The organism is Curtobacterium sp. MCBD17_026 (assembly GCF_003234895.2).
Lineage (GTDB): Bacteria > Actinomycetota > Actinomycetes > Actinomycetales > Microbacteriaceae > Curtobacterium > Curtobacterium flaccumfaciens.
The window spans coordinates 1,294,922-1,310,404 of the sequence record NZ_CP126281.1; the positions used below are offsets into that span (position 1 = coordinate 1,294,922).

Here is a 15,483-nt window from a genome sequence, read left to right on the forward strand (position 1 = left end):
GGACGGAGTCCCACATGACCGCACGACTCGACGGCCGGACCGCACTCGTCACGGGAGCGGGGTCCGGCATCGGCCGCGCGATCGCCGACCGCTTCGTGGCCGAGGGGGCGAGGGTCGTCTACGCCGACCGGGACGCCGACGCGGCCAACAGTGCCGCCGTCGCAGCCGGTCCGACCGCGATCGGCCTGACGATGGACATCGCCGACGAGGCGAGCGTGGCCGCGGGGTTCGCCGAACTGGCCGACCGTGGTGCGACCCCGGACGTCGTGGTCGCGAACGCCGGGGTGCAGCTGTTCGGCCACGACGCGAAGGTCGCGGACCTGTCGCTGGAGACCTGGGACCGCACGCTCGCGGTCAACCTCACCGGCACGTTCCTGACGATCAAGCACGCCGTCCGGGCGATGCTCGCGAGCGGCACCGGCGGGTCGGTCATCGCCACCGGGTCCCCAACCGGCTTGAACGGTGAGGGCGCCGACTTCGCGGCGTACTCCTCGACCAAGGGCGGCATCCACGCACTCGTCCGGGCGACCGCGATGGCCTACGCGGGGAACGGCATCCGGGTGAACACGGTCGTGCCTGGCTACACCGAGACCGGCCTCGTCTCGGCGATCTCCGGCGACCCCGAGGCCCGAGCCGCGATCGTCGCCCGCACCCCCCTCGGCCGCCCGGGCACCCCCGACGACGTCACCGGGATCATGGTCTACCTGGCCAGCGCGGAGTCGTCCTACGCCACCGGCGCGGAGTTCCGCGTCGACGGCGGCATGACGAGCCTCTGACCCGTCTCGGAGGCCCGGTGCGCCCCGCCGGACCCTCCCACGCCCGACATTTGGCCGCGGAACGCAGCAGGTGGTTCCGCGGCTCCCGGCACGCGTACCGTCCGTCGCGATGACCGAATCGCCCACCACTGCCCCGTCGAACTACGAGTCCGCCGACGGTGTGGACCCCCTGCACCTCACCACCTACCGACAGGTCCGCAAGGCCGCCCGCCGCGGACACGCACTGCCCGGCGACGCCGGTGAGCCGTCCCTGGCCGACCTCGTGAACGCACGGGGGAACGGCACCGCTGAGTCCCGCTGACGCAAGCTCACGATCCGGTCTCGACGAGGTCTCGATCGGGACACGACGACGCGAGCAGCACGAGGGTGCTGCCACGATGACGTTCATGGTCTCCTTCCGGTCCGCACTGCCCCTGGTCGTCGTGAGCGCGGTCCTCGTGTCCGGTTCGCTCGCCGGGTGCTCGGCCGATGCGGGCACCGCGGCGGTGTCGACGTCGACCCCGACGCCGACCTCGGAGACCTCGGACGCCCAGCCCGTGCGCGGTGCGACGGACCCGATGGAAGAAGACCGGAGTGCTGCGGCGATCTGCGGCCAGATCAGCGCGCTGACGACGATCTCGCTGAACGCGACGGTCGCGCACAGCCAGGGCGATCTCTCCGAGGCGCAGTACCAGGCACTGATCGCCGCCGAACGCTTCGGCTACGAGCACCTGTCGAGCAGCGACGAGGAACTCGACGACGCGATCGACTACGCGCACGAGTACCTCGACGCGCACCCCGCACCGGAGTCCGGGCCGGCGCTCGAGATGACTCCCGGGTGGGAACTCGTCGGGCGAACCCTGATCACCGCGTGCCGGGGGGCCGGGTCGAACGTCGTGGGCACCGCCCAGTACGGCGGCTGACGACCCTGATCAGCTTCCCGTGACCGCTGCCACCAGCGCGTCGAGCGCGCGGTCGAGCTCCGGCAGCGTCACGGCGCCGTAGCCGAACACGATGCCCGGCGGCGTGCTGCCCGGCGCGAGCCCGTACTCCTCGAGCGTCGCGACGAGCACCCCGGCGTCCGCCAGCCGAGGCGCGATCTGCGCCCCGGTGGTCGGACCCGACCACGTGACCACCGCGTGCAGCCCGCCGTTGAGAGCACGGGCCTCCAGGCCGGCGACGCCGCCGAGCCGAGCCGCGATCCGGGCCCGGCGGTGCGTGTAGTCGCGGCGCACCCGACCCAGGTGCCGCCGCAGCGCACCCGTCCGCAGCATGTGCACGAGCGCGGCCTGCACCGGCTCGGCGACGACCGCACCACGTGCCCGACGGGCGGCGAGCACCGCCTCCGTCACCGGGGAACCCGTCGCCGCGACCGTCGGCAGCACGACGTACGCGCAGCGCAGCCGGGGGTCGAGCGTCTTCGAGAAGCCGCCGACGTGCAGCACCACGCCCTCCGCGTCGAGTGCGGCCAGCGCGGGCACGGGCGCGCCGCGGTGCCGGAACTCCGAGTCGTAGTCGTCCTCCACCACCACGGTGCCGGTGGTGGCGGCCCAGGTGAGCAGCCGCCGGCGCCGGGCGACGGGCATCACCGACCCGAGCGGGTACTGGTGCGTCGGGCTGACCAGGACGGCGTCGACCGGTCCGGCGGCCTCGAGCGCGTCGAGGTCGAGGCCGTCCTCCCGGACCGGGACGCCCACCAGGGACCCGCCCGCGCTCGTGATCGCACGGTGTCCGGTGCGGTAGCCGGGGTCCTCGACGGCGACGACGGGAGCGCGACCCAGCAGCCCCCGCAGCGCCTCGGTGACGAGCGACAGCGCCTCCGAGGTCCCCGCGGTCACGAGCACCCGGTCGACCGTCGCCGTGAACCCGCGGGTCAGGCCGAGCTGGGCGACGACCTGTGCCCGCAGGTCGGGGGAGCCGAGCGGGTCCGCGATCGCGTTCCGGAGCGGGGCCGACGCCGCTGCGCGCCAGGCTGCCTGCCAGTCCCGCTGCGGGATGGCCGTGACGGCGGGGATGCCCGGACGGCAGTCGATGAGCGGAGCGGACGGCGAAGCGGCCGCGAGGCTGACCGCGCCAGAGCCGGCGGTGTCCGTGCCGACGGCCGACGGCGCACTCGTCGTCGGCCCGTGCAGGTCCGCCGCGACCCGCGCGAGGGCACCGTGCCGCGTCCGCAGGTACCCCTCGCCGTCGAGCTGCTCGTACGCCGCGACGACGGTGCCCCGGGCCACCCCGAGTTCCGCCGCGAGCGCCCGCGTCGACGGCAGCGGATCGCCTTCGCGCAGGGTGCCGTCGTGCACCATCCCGCGCACCCGTGCCACCACGCCGGACACCTTGCTCGACTGGTCCACCGTGATCGCCCCGATCTGGTCCACATGCCGGACCACTGGTGACCCTAGCGTGAGCCCATGCCCACCCCGAACACCCAGCCGAACCCGACGGACCCGACCGCCGACGGCCCCTCGCTCCGTGTCCGCCGCCTGCGCGACCGCCAGTCCGACGACCCCGCGGTCCTGCACGCGATCCTCGCCGAGGCGCACCTGGCCCACGTCGGCATCGTCCGCGATGGCCACCCCGTCGTCCTGCCGTTCCTCTGCGCCGTCGGGGACCTCGGCGACGGCCCCGTCCTGCTGCTGCACGGCTCGACCGGTGGCGGTCTGTTCCTCGACGCCGGGGCCGAGGGCGTCCCGGTCGCCGCCACCGTCACCCACCTGGACGGCCTCGTCTTCGCACGCTCGACCAACGACAGCTCGGCGAACTACCGCAGCGCGATGATCGCCGGGCGCGCCACCGTGGTGCCGACCGACCTCCGCACCGAAGCCCTCTGGCAGGTGGCCGACCACCTCATGCCGGGCCGCCGAGCCGAGGTGCGCGAGATGACCGCGAAGGAGGTCCGCGCCACCCAGGTCCTCCAGCTGCCCCTCGACCGCGCGAGCGTCAAGGTCCGAGCCCACGGTGTCGGCGAGGACCCGGCAGACGGCGAGGACCACACCGTCTGGGCGGGCGTCCTGCCACTCGCGGTCCGCGCCGGGGTCCCGATCCCGGGGGACATCTCGGGGGACAGCCCGGTGGACGCATCGGTCGTCGCGCTGTCGGCTCGCCTCGACCGCCTGGCGGCCGACCGGGAGGCCCGGATCGCCGCCGTCATGCGGGTCACGCCGGTCTGAGCCCGGGTCCACCGCTACGGGCCGGCTCCGGAACGCCCGTGCGCGCCGTCGGAGTGGCCTGCGAGCGGTGCTCGTTCCTGTGACCAGCCGCAGGAACACTCCGGCGCTGCCCAGCCGCGAGCACCGCCGTGACCAATACGTTACTTTCCGGACCGCCGAGTGGTCCCGACCCGGAAGGACACATGGGACGCCACACCCTGCCTGCAGCAGCCGACGACCGTCAGCCCGCGCGAACGCATGCGCACCCCGCGGTCGGCCCCGCGCCGCTGACGCCGGACACGCAGCAGTCCCGTCCCCGTGGTCGCCGCTCGGCCCTCGGCCCCGCGGCCGCCCGTTCCACCTTCGTCGAGCACCCGAAGCCGGCCCTGACCGTGCGGATGCAGCCGCGTCCCGCCTCCGTCGCGTCGTCGGCCGGCAGCGCGGTGCTGAGCCGGACCGCCACCCTGCGCGCCGAGCGCGCCGTCGACCCGCGGCACATCCGCCGTTCCGCGAACGCGAAGCGCGCGGCGATCCTGCTCGCCCCCGCCATCGCGGTGACCTCGAGCCTGACGCTCGCCCTGCCCGCGAACGCCGACACCCTGCCTGCGGACACCCGTTCCGGCACGACCACGGCGCAGGACGCCCAGACCTTCACGGTGGCGCACGACGTCCAGGTCCCCGTGGTCTCCACCGACGGCATGACCACCACGACGACGATCGTGTCCTACCCGACGCTCGACCTCCGCTTCGGCGTGACGACCGCGCAGGCGCAATCCGCGTTGTCCGCCGCACTCTCGGCCGGGGGCGATCGGGCCACGATCGTGCAGACCGCCCTGCAGTACATGGGGGACCCGTACGTCGAGGGCGGCGCGAGCCACGAGGGCATCGACTGCTCCGGGCTCACGATGGTCGCGTACCAGGCGGTGGGGATCCAGCTCGTGCACTACGTGCCGACGCAGGACGCCGTCGCCACCACGATCCCGGAGTCCGAGGCGTTGCCGGGCGATCTCGTGGTGTACGACGACGAGGACCACGTCGGCCTGTACCTCGGCCAGGGGCTCGTGCTGCAGGCACCGCACCCGGGCGAGGTCGTCGACATCGTCCCGATGTACTCGGCGGCGCACCACTTCGCGCGCGTCCTGCCGGCCGGCGGCTGACCCGACCAGCTGTGGTGTGGCCATGGTGGTGACCAGCAGGACCACCCGGACGGGGCGTCCCCACCGATCACGGGCCTCCCGTATCCTGGAGTGATGGCTTCCGACACCCGCACCCCGTTCGAACAGCAGCAGTCTGCTCGTCCGCAGGTGCGCCCGCGCACCGAGGGCTGGAAGCAGGCCACCGACACCGACGGTCGCCCGCTCCTGCAGTTCGCGTCCCCGAAGCGTGGCAAGCCGCCCGTGCACCTGGCCGACCTGACGGCCGAGGAACGCGAGGCCCGCGTGAAGGAACTCGGCCTGCCCGGGTTCCGCGCCAAGCAGCTCGCGACCCACTACTTCCAGCACTACACGTCCGACCCGGCGAAGATGACCGACCTGCCCGCCGCCCAGCGGGAGCAGCTCGTCGCCGGGATGCTGCCGCCGCTCCTCACCGAGACCCGGCGGCTGGCGACCGACAACGGCGACACGATCAAGTTCCTCTGGAAGCTGCACGACGGCGCCCTGGTCGAGTCGGTCCTCATGCGCTACCCGGGCCGCATCACCCTGTGCGTCTCGTCCCAGGCCGGGTGCGGCATGAACTGCCCGTTCTGCGCCACCGGCCAGGCGGGGCTGACCCGCAACATGTCCACCGCCGAGATCATCGAGCAGATCGTCCGGGCCAACGCCGCGATCGCCGCCGGTGAGCTCGGAGGCGATCCCCGCAAGGGCGGCCAGGACCGCGTCGACGCCGAGCGCGTGACGAACATCGTGTTCATGGGCATGGGGGAGCCGCTCGCGAACTACAAGCGGGTGATGGACGCCGTGCGGTTGATGGTCGCACCGCAGCCGAACGGTCTGGGCATGAGTGCCCGTGGCATCACGGTGTCGACCGTCGGCCTGGTGCCGGCGATGATCAAGCTCGCGGACGAAGGGATCCCGCTCACCTTCGCGCTCTCCCTGCACGCCCCCGACGACGAGCTCCGCGACGAGCTCATCCCGGTCAACTCGCGCTGGAAGGCCGACGAGGCGATCGACGCCGCCCACAACTACTACGTCAAGACGGGCCGTCGTGTCTCGATCGAGTACGCGCTCATCAAGGACATGAACGACCACGCCTGGCGAGCCGACCTGCTCGCCGAGAAGCTCAACAAGCGCGGCAAGGGGTGGGTGCACGTCAACCCGATCCCGCTCAACCCGACACCGGGCTCCGTGTGGACCTCGTCCGAGGTGCACGTGCAGGACGAGTTCGTCCGCCGACTCAACGCCGCCGGCATCCCGACGACCCTGCGCGACACCCGCGGCAAGGAGATCGACGGGGCGTGCGGGCAGTTGGCAGCGGCGGAGTAGGTCGGTCGGATCAGCGGGACCGGTCCAGTCCGGTTGGTCTGGTGGTCGTCTGTTCGTTCAGTCGGGAGGCACGGTGCGGGTTCGCACCGTGCCTTCCGTCGTTCCCGGGGATCGCGCTCACCCCGTCGATCCCCGGAAACCCGGGGGACACGTGCCGTTCACCCGACTGCGACACGCCCGGGAGGGACGACGGTTGGCAGGGCCCCCGGGGCGTGTGTAAAGTAATCACTCGTTGCCGCTGAGGCGGAGAACGGAACGGCCGAGACGGTCACAGGGTGCAAGCCCTGGATGCGCAGTCCGGACGGGGTCCCGCTCAGGCAACCAACTCCTCGGAACCACGACCTCTGGTTGTGTGCCCGGGATGTTGTACAAGACGAATGCCTCTCTGGCGGAACCTTTTGCGGGTCGAGCGGGGAGTGCGTCTGGTCCTTGAGAACTCAACAGCGTGCACATTGTCAATGCCAATTTATTGATTGACCTCGTGCCTGGTCGGTTTGCCGATCGGGTCATGAAGCAATTCCTTTTGGATTGAAGATTGTCAGTAGACAGTCAACAGTCAGAATCAACTCGGTCTGATGCCTTCGGGTGTTGGGTCTGTATTTTTTTACGGAGAGTTTGATCCTGGCTCAGGACGAACGCTGGCGGCGTGCTTAACACATGCAAGTCGAACGATGATGCCCAGCTTGCTGGGTGGATTAGTGGCGAACGGGTGAGTAACACGTGAGTAACCTGCCCCTGACTCTGGGATAAGCGTTGGAAACGACGTCTAATACTGGATATGATCACTGGCCGCATGGTCTGGTGGTGGAAAGATTTTTTGGTTGGGGATGGACTCGCGGCCTATCAGCTTGTTGGTGAGGTAATGGCTCACCAAGGCGACGACGGGTAGCCGGCCTGAGAGGGTGACCGGCCACACTGGGACTGAGACACGGCCCAGACTCCTACGGGAGGCAGCAGTGGGGAATATTGCACAATGGGCGAAAGCCTGATGCAGCAACGCCGCGTGAGGGATGACGGCCTTCGGGTTGTAAACCTCTTTTAGTAGGGAAGAAGCGAAAGTGACGGTACCTGCAGAAAAAGCACCGGCTAACTACGTGCCAGCAGCCGCGGTAATACGTAGGGTGCAAGCGTTGTCCGGAATTATTGGGCGTAAAGAGCTCGTAGGCGGTTTGTCGCGTCTGCTGTGAAATCCCGAGGCTCAACCTCGGGCTTGCAGTGGGTACGGGCAGACTAGAGTGCGGTAGGGGAGATTGGAATTCCTGGTGTAGCGGTGGAATGCGCAGATATCAGGAGGAACACCGATGGCGAAGGCAGATCTCTGGGCCGTAACTGACGCTGAGGAGCGAAAGCATGGGGAGCGAACAGGATTAGATACCCTGGTAGTCCATGCCGTAAACGTTGGGCGCTAGATGTAGGGACCTTTCCACGGTTTCTGTGTCGTAGCTAACGCATTAAGCGCCCCGCCTGGGGAGTACGGCCGCAAGGCTAAAACTCAAAGGAATTGACGGGGGCCCGCACAAGCGGCGGAGCATGCGGATTAATTCGATGCAACGCGAAGAACCTTACCAAGGCTTGACATACACCGGAAACGGCCAGAGATGGTCGCCCCCTTGTGGTCGGTGTACAGGTGGTGCATGGTTGTCGTCAGCTCGTGTCGTGAGATGTTGGGTTAAGTCCCGCAACGAGCGCAACCCTCGTTCTATGTTGCCAGCGGGTTATGCCGGGGACTCATAGGAGACTGCCGGGGTCAACTCGGAGGAAGGTGGGGATGACGTCAAATCATCATGCCCCTTATGTCTTGGGCTTCACGCATGCTACAATGGCCGGTACAAAGGGCTGCGATACCGTAAGGTGGAGCGAATCCCAAAAAGCCGGTCTCAGTTCGGATTGAGGTCTGCAACTCGACCTCATGAAGTCGGAGTCGCTAGTAATCGCAGATCAGCAACGCTGCGGTGAATACGTTCCCGGGCCTTGTACACACCGCCCGTCAAGTCATGAAAGTCGGTAACACCCGAAGCCGGTGGCCTAACCCTTGTGGAAGGAGCCGTCGAAGGTGGGATCGGTGATTAGGACTAAGTCGTAACAAGGTAGCCGTACCGGAAGGTGCGGCTGGATCACCTCCTTTCTAAGGAGCATCTGGTCAGTGCTGGTCGCCCATCATGGGTGGTTGGTTGCTGGTCCAGGCGCCTGATTCGGACCGAACGTGTCCGACGGGTAGCTCATGGGTGGAACATTGACAGTGCAGTTGGGAGTGATGCTTCCGACCTCAGTACGCTCTGCTTGCAGGGTTGGGACGGGTCGAAGGTGGAGCTGCTGGCTGGTGCACGTTGTTGGGTCCTGAGGGACCAGGCTTCCTGCTGACGCGTGAGTGTTGGTGGGGGTTGGGCCTACGGGTCCTTCGTCGGGCCAGGGTGAACCTACCGTTGTGGTGGGGGAGTGCTGGTGCCGATCGTATGTTGAGAACTACACAGTGGACGCGAGCATCTTTGATTCGCGTCATCCATGATCAGCCTTCGGGTTGGTGTGGTGACGTTGGATCGCAATTTTAATCTTTGTGGTCAAGTTTCTAAGAGCAAACGGTGGATGCCTTGGCATCTGGAGCCGATGAAGGACGTAGAAATCTGCGATAAGCCTCGGGGAGCTGATAATCGAGCCTCGATCCGAGGATTTCCGAATGGGGAAACCCCGCCAGGCGTTTTGCGACCTGGTGACTCCCGCCTGAATATATAGGGCGGGTAGAGGGAACGTGGGGAAGTGAAACATCTCAGTACCCACAGGAAGAGAAAACAACATGTGATTCCGTGAGTAGTGGCGAGCGAAAGCGGATGAGGCTAAACCGATCATGTGTGATAGCCGGCGGGCGTTGCATGGTCGGGGTTGTGGGACACGTCACTCAGTTCTGCCGGACTGGGACGGTTACAGCGCATCATAGTCGAACCGGTTTGAAAGCCGGGCCGTAGTGGGTGCCAGCCCCGTAGACGAAATGGTGTTATGGCCGGATGTGTATCCCAAGTAGCACGGGGCCCGAGAAATCCCGTGTGAATCTGTCAGGACCACCTGATAAGCCTAAATACTCCCAGATGACCGATAGCGGACAAGTACCGTGAGGGAAAGGTGAAAAGTACCCCGGGAGGGGAGTGAAATAGTACCTGAAACCGTTTGCTTACAAACCGTCGGAGCCTCCTTAGTAGGGGTGACGGCGTGCCTTTTGAAGAATGAGCCTGCGAGTTAGTGATATGTGGCGAGGTTAACCCGTGAGGGGCAGCCGTAGCGAAAGCGAGTCTGAATAGGGCGTTTGAGTCGCATGTTCTAGACCCGAAGCGAAGTGATCTATCCATGGCCAGGTTGAAGCGACGGTAAGACGTCGTGGAGGACCGAACCCACTTCAGTTGAAAATGGAGGGGATGAGCTGTGGATAGGGGTGAAAGGCCAATCAAACTTCGTGATAGCTGGTTCTCTCCGAAATGCATTTAGGTGCAGCGTTGCGTGTTTCTCGCCGGAGGTAGAGCTACTGGATGGCCGATGGGCCTCAACAGGTTACTGACGTCAGCCAAACTCCGAATGCCGGTGAGTGAGAGCGCAGCAGTGAGACGGTGGGGGATAAGCTTCATCGTCGAGAGGGAAACAACCCAGACTACCAACTAAGGTCCCTAAGCGTGTGCTAAGTGGGAAAGGATGTGGAGTTGCACAGACAACCAGGAGGTTGGCTTAGAAGCAGCCACCCTTGAAAGAGTGCGTAATAGCTCACTGGTCAAGTGATTCCGCGCCGACAATGTAACGGGGCTCAAGCACACCACCGAAGTTGTAGATTTCGCACTATAGACAAGCCTTCGTGGTTCAGTCGTGCGGAGTGGTAGGAGAGCGTCGTGTGGCGAGTGAAGCGGCGGAGTGATCCAGCCGTGGACGCTACACGAGTGAGAATGCAGGCATGAGTAGCGAAAGACGGGTGAGAAACCCGTCCTCCGAAAGACCAAGGGTTCCAGGGCCAGGTTAATCCGCCCTGGGTAAGTCGGGACCTAAGGCGAGGCCGACAGGCGTAGTCGATGGACAACGGGTTGATATTCCCGTACCGGCGAACAACCGCCCAAGCTAATCCAGTGGTGCTAAGAGTCCTAACCCGGTACAACCGGATCCCTTCGGGGTGATGGTGGCCGGTCTAACGCTCGACCCCATGCTGGTGCGGTTAGCGTATGAACAGGTGTGACGCAGGAAGGTAGCTGAGCCAGGCGATGGTATCCGTAAGGTGAACCTGGTGTAAGGATGTAGGGCTGACGATAGGCAAATCCGTCGTCTGTGTGCCTGAGATCCGACGCGTACCCGTAAGGGGAAATCAGTGATCCTATGCTGCCGAGAAAAGCATCGACGCGAGGTTGCAGCCGCCCGTACCCGAAACCGACTCAGGTGGTCAGGTAGAGAATACCAAGGAGATCGAGAGAATCGTGGTTAAGGAACTCGGCAAAATGCCCCCGTAACTTCGGGAGAAGGGGGGCCGGACACGTGACCGGATTTACTCCGTGAGCGTTGAAGGCCGCAGAGACCAGTGGGAAGCGACTGTTTACTAAAAACACAGGTCCGTGCGAAGTCGCAAGACGATGTATACGGACTGACGCCTGCCCGGTGCTGGAAGGTTAAGAGGAAGGGTTAGCCTTTGGGCGAAGCTCTGAATTTAAGCCCCAGTAAACGGCGGTGGTAACTATAACCATCCTAAGGTAGCGAAATTCCTTGTCGGGTAAGTTCCGACCTGCACGAATGGCGTAACGACTTCCCAGCTGTCTCAACCGCGAACTCGGCGAAATTGCACTACGAGTAAAGATGCTCGTTACGCGCAGCAGGACGGAAAGACCCCGTGACCTTTACTACAGTTTGGTATTGGTGTTCGGAGTGGCTTGTGTAGGATAGGTGGGAGACTGTGAAGCGGGCACGCTAGTGTTCGTGGAGTCATTGTTGAAATACCACTCTGGTCACTTTGGATGTCTAACGTAGGACCCTGATCGGGTTCATGGACAGTGCCTGATGGGTAGTTTAACTGGGGCGGTTGCCTCCCAAAGAGTAACGGAGGCGCCCAAAGGTTCCCTCAACCTGGTTGGCAATCAGGTGGCGAGTGTAAGTGCACAAGGGAGCTTGACTGTGAGACTGACAGGTCGAGCAGGGACGAAAGTCGGGACTAGTGATCCGGCAGTGGCTTGTGGAAGCGCTGTCGCTCAACGGATAAAAGGTACCTCGGGGATAACAGGCTGATCTTGCCCAAGAGTCCATATCGACGGCATGGTTTGGCACCTCGATGTCGGCTCGTCGCATCCTGGGGCTGGAGTAGGTCCCAAGGGTTGGGCTGTTCGCCCATTAAAGCGGTACGCGAGCTGGGTTTAGAACGTCGTGAGACAGTTCGGTCCCTATCCGCTGCGCGCGTTGGAAATTTGAGAAGATCTATCCCTAGTACGAGAGGACCGGGATGGACGAACCTCTGGTGTGTCAGTTGTTCTGCCAAGGGCACCGCTGATTAGCTACGTTCGGACCGGATAACCGCTGAAAGCATCTAAGCGGGAAGCCGTCTTCGAGATGAGATTTCCATGCACCTTGAGTGTGAGAGGCTCCCAGCAGACTACTGGGTTGATAGGCCGGATGTGGAAGCGGGGACTAACGACCCGTGGAGCTGACCGGTACTAATAAGCCGAAGACTTGATAACACACTGATTTCCGTGCACGTGTTGCACGGGCTCGCGTCCACTTTGTGGTTCCCGACAGACGATCGGGAATCGAAACTGAATACACCGCTCTGCCCTCTTCACTGGGGGCAGCAGCTGGGACAGCTTTGAGGCCAACAGTATGATCTGGTCGAGAGTGTTCCGGTGGTCATAGCGAGAGGGAAACGCCCGGTCACATTCCGAACCCGGAAGCTAAGCCTCTCAGCGCCGATGGTACTGCAAGGGGGACCTTGTGGGAGAGTAGGACGCCGCCGGACTTAACGTAGAAACACCAGGGAACCCCTGACCAGTACTGGTCAGGGGTTTTCTGCATTTGCGGCCCGTCCGCAGGGCAGGGGGAGGGACAGGCGCCGCGGTAGGGTTGACGGGTCATGACTGCGCCATTCACCACCGCCTCCGGCTCCGACATCCGCGTCCGCTTCTGCCCGAGCCCGACGGGGACCCCGCACGTCGGGCTCATCCGTACCGCGCTCTTCAACTGGGCGTACGCCCGACACACCGGCGGCAAGCTCGTGTTCCGCATCGAGGACACCGACGCCGCCCGCGACAGCGAGGAGTCGTACGCGCAGATCCTCGACGCACTCCGGTGGCTCCGGCTCGACTGGGACGAAGGGGTGGACGCCGGCGGCGAGCACGGACCGTACCGGCAGTCCGAGCGCACGGCGATCTACGACGACGTGATCGCGAAGCTCAAGGAATCGGGCCACGTCTACGAGTCCTTCGTCACGCCGGACGAGATGGAGGCCCGCAACAAGGCCGCCGGTCGTGACCCGAAGCAGGGGTACGACAACCACGAGCGTGACCTGACCGACGCCGAACGCCAGGCCTTCCGCGACGAGGGCCGCGAGCCGGCACTCCGCCTGCGAGTGCCCGACCGTGACCTGAGCTTCGACGACCTCGTGCGCGGCGAGATCACCTTCAAGCAGGGCACGTTCCCCGACTTCGTGGTGGTCCGTCCGAACGGCAAGCCGCTGTACACGTTCACGAACCCGGTGGACGACGCCCTGATGGGCATCACCCACGTGCTCCGGGGCGAGGACTTGCTGTCGTCGACCCCGCGGCAGATCGCCCTGTACGAGGCGCTGTACGAGATCGGCCTCGCGCCCTCCATCCCCGTGTTCGGGCACCTGCCGTACGTGATGGGTGAGGGCAACAAGAAGCTCTCGAAGCGTGACCCCGAGTCGAACCTGTTCCACCACCGTGCCGCCGGCATGATCCCGGAGGGGCTCGTCAACTACCTGGCGCTGCTCGGCTGGTCGATCGGCCCCGACCGCGACGTGTTCTCGATCGACGAGATGGTCGCGGCGTTCGACGTCACCGACGTGAACCCGAACCCGGCCCGCTTCGACCACAAGAAGGCCGAGGCGATCAACGGGGACCACATCCGTCTGCTGGCGCCGGAGGACTTCCGGTCGCGCCTGCTGCCGTACCTGTCGGAGTTCATCAGCGACCCGGCGACCCCGGAGCAGCTCGCGGTCCTGACCAAGGCGGCTCCGCTCGTGCAGGAGCGCATGCAGCTGCTCGGCGAGGCACCGGCGATGCTCGGGTTCCTGTTCACCTCCGACGCCGACCTGGTGGTCGAGGACGACGCACTGGCATCGCTCAAGGGCGACACGGCGACGGTCCTGACGGCGAGCACCGCGGCACTCGAGGGCGTCCAGGACTGGACCACCGAGGCCGTCGAGGGCGCGCTCCGTGCGGCCCTCATCGACGAGCTCGGCCTGAAGCCCCGCGTCGCCTTCGGCCCGCTGCGCGTGGCGGTGTCCGGACGCCGGATCAGCCCGCCGCTGTTCGAGTCGATGGAGATCCTGGGCAAGGAGTCCACCCTGACCCGGCTCCGCGCCCTCGCGGCGCGCTGACCGACCGTGACCAGCACGGCGCACACCGTCCCGGTCGTGCACGACGTCGCGATCATCGGCGCTGGTCCGGCCGGGCTGAGCGCTGCGCTCAACCTGGTCCGGGCGAAGCGCACCGTGCTGCTCGTCGACGCGAACCGCCCCCGGAACGCTGCGACCCTGCGGTCGCACGGGTTCCTGACGCGGGACGGCATCTCGCCGCTCGAGCTCCGCAAGCTCGGGCGGACCGAGGTCGAGGGGTACCCGGAAGCGACGGTCGTGCAGTCCGTCGTCGACCTGGTGGCCCCGGACCCCGACACGGACACCTGGCGGGTGCACGGTTCGTGGCGCGGCACCGAGCTCGAGGCCCGCGCCCGGACGGTCGTCGTGGCGACGGGGTTGCGTGAGGAGTTCCCGGCGCTGCCGATGCTCCGCGCGTTCTACGGCACGGCGGTGCACAGCTGCGTCGAGTGCGATGCGTACGACAAGGCCGGGCAGCCGCTCGCGTTCATCTGCGAGACCGACGACGTGGTCGACCGCGCCCTGCTCATCGCCTCCTGGACCGACGACCTGATCGTCTACACGAACGGGGTGGCGCCGCTCGACGACGCGGGCCGCGCTCGGCTGGCGTCGGCGGGGGTCGTCGTGGACGAGCGGGTCGTCGAGGACCTCGAGGGCGATCGCTCCGGGATGACCGGCGTCCGGCTCGCCGACGGCCACGTCGAGCCACGTACCGGTGGGTTCGTCCGACCGGTGTGGCACGCCGACCTCGACTGGCTGCGCACGAGCGCCACCACGAGCGCCACCACGAACACGAACACGAGCACGAGCGCAACGAGCGGGAACACGGCGGCGGGCGGCGACACGCCCGAGGCACTCGGGGGGCTCCAGCGCGACACGCAGGGACTCCTCGTGGTCGACCGGGTGGGCCGGACGTCCGTCCCGGGGCTCTACGCCGTGGGAGACGTCACGCCTCCCGGGCCGGAACAGCTCATCGTCGCCGCCGGGCACGGAGCCGCGACCGCCGCCGCCGTGCACCGAGACCTGGTGGGTGGTCTTGCGGACCTCCGGGATGCTGTACAGTAGTTGATCGTGCCCCGGGTGACCGGGCCAGAAGGCCGACAGGCCTTTTGGGGTATGGTGTAATTGGCAACACAGCGGTTTCTGGTACCGTCGTTCTTGGTTCGAGTCCAGGTACCCCAGCACTCGATGAACAGCCCCCGGGATCTCCCGGGGGCTGTTCTCGTTCCCGGGCCGTTCGCGTTCCCGGCCGTGGTGGGTCCGAGCGTCCTCATCGGCCATGCACGGCTCATCCACGGTCACGCCACGGCTGATCCGGAGGTTGCGCGGAACCGCACGATCCCCGAGCCGGTGCAGCCGCCGTGCGGAAGGCGCCCACGGCGGTGGTCCGGTCGTTCCGGAGTCGTACCGTCCGTGGCGGACGCAGGCCGCGCCTCCAGGCCGGTTGCGGTTCCCCGCACCGGGCCGTCGCCTGCTCGCGGGCGGGGGGAGCGCGGACCTACGGTCAGAAGACCGTCGCGGGAGTCGTGGCGGTCCGCTGCTGA

General features: G+C 66.2%; 9 protein-coding genes, 1 tRNA gene and 3 rRNA genes. 12 read left to right on the top strand and 1 reads right to left on the bottom strand.

Annotated elements, in window-relative coordinates:
* Positions 1–14: 14 nt before the first annotated feature.
* From DEI85_RS06180 to DEI85_RS06190, 3 genes are all read left to right on the top strand, one after another.
* Entirely contained in the window at positions 15–776 is a 762-nt protein-coding gene (locus DEI85_RS06180; protein ID WP_110862852.1) for an SDR family NAD(P)-dependent oxidoreductase, read from the top strand.
* 109 nt (positions 777–885) lie between these two features.
* Positions 886–1,077: a hypothetical protein gene (locus DEI85_RS06185; RefSeq protein WP_110862853.1), complete on the top strand. Its 192-nt coding sequence runs from the start codon at positions 886–888 to the stop codon at positions 1,075–1,077.
* A 76-nt stretch (positions 1,078–1,153) separates the two neighbouring features.
* On the top strand, positions 1,154–1,678 hold the full coding sequence (locus tag DEI85_RS06190) for a hypothetical protein (protein ID WP_110862854.1): 525 nt from the start codon (positions 1,154–1,156) through the stop codon (positions 1,676–1,678).
* Positions 1,679–1,687: 9 nt separating this feature from the next.
* Here the strand turns inward: DEI85_RS06190 and pdxR are convergent, their stop codons facing one another.
* Positions 1,688–3,139, bottom strand: coding sequence for a MocR-like pyridoxine biosynthesis transcription factor PdxR (gene pdxR / locus DEI85_RS06195; protein WP_146238635.1), 1,452 nt, complete (start codon positions 3,137–3,139; stop codon positions 1,688–1,690).
* Between the two features lie 21 nt (positions 3,140–3,160).
* Here pdxR and DEI85_RS06200 point away from each other — a divergent pair, with 21 nt between their 5' ends.
* From DEI85_RS06200 to DEI85_RS06240, 9 genes are all read left to right on the top strand, one after another.
* Entirely contained in the window at positions 3,161–3,919 is a 759-nt protein-coding gene (locus DEI85_RS06200) for a pyridoxamine 5'-phosphate oxidase family protein (protein WP_110862856.1), read from the top strand.
* A gap of 182 nt (positions 3,920–4,101) precedes the next feature.
* Positions 4,102–5,055, top strand: coding sequence for a C40 family peptidase (locus DEI85_RS06205; RefSeq protein WP_110862857.1), 954 nt, complete (start codon positions 4,102–4,104; stop codon positions 5,053–5,055).
* 93 nt (positions 5,056–5,148) lie between these two features.
* Complete coding sequence (rlmN, locus tag DEI85_RS06210; RefSeq protein ID WP_110862858.1) at positions 5,149–6,381, top strand: dual-specificity RNA methyltransferase RlmN; 1,233 nt, start codon at positions 5,149–5,151, stop codon at positions 6,379–6,381.
* Positions 6,382–6,984: 603 nt separating this feature from the next.
* Positions 6,985–8,506: ribosomal RNA gene (locus tag DEI85_RS06215) — 16S ribosomal RNA — on the top strand.
* Between the two features lie 431 nt (positions 8,507–8,937).
* Positions 8,938–12,065 (top strand): 23S ribosomal RNA (locus DEI85_RS06220).
* A 158-nt stretch (positions 12,066–12,223) separates the two neighbouring features.
* Positions 12,224–12,340: ribosomal RNA gene (gene rrf / locus DEI85_RS06225) — 5S ribosomal RNA — on the top strand.
* The 16S, 23S and 5S rRNA genes sit together here, the layout of an rRNA operon.
* Positions 12,341–12,454: 114 nt before the next feature.
* A complete protein-coding gene (gene gltX, locus DEI85_RS06230) occupies positions 12,455–13,942 on the top strand; it encodes a glutamate--tRNA ligase (protein ID WP_110862943.1) in 1,488 nt (495 codons plus the stop codon).
* A 6-nt stretch (positions 13,943–13,948) separates the two neighbouring features.
* Entirely contained in the window at positions 13,949–15,004 is a 1,056-nt protein-coding gene (locus tag DEI85_RS06235) for an NAD(P)/FAD-dependent oxidoreductase (protein WP_110862944.1), read from the top strand.
* 45 nt (positions 15,005–15,049) lie between these two features.
* Positions 15,050–15,121 (top strand) — tRNA-Gln (locus DEI85_RS06240).
* The last annotated feature ends 362 nt before the right edge of the window (positions 15,122–15,483 follow it).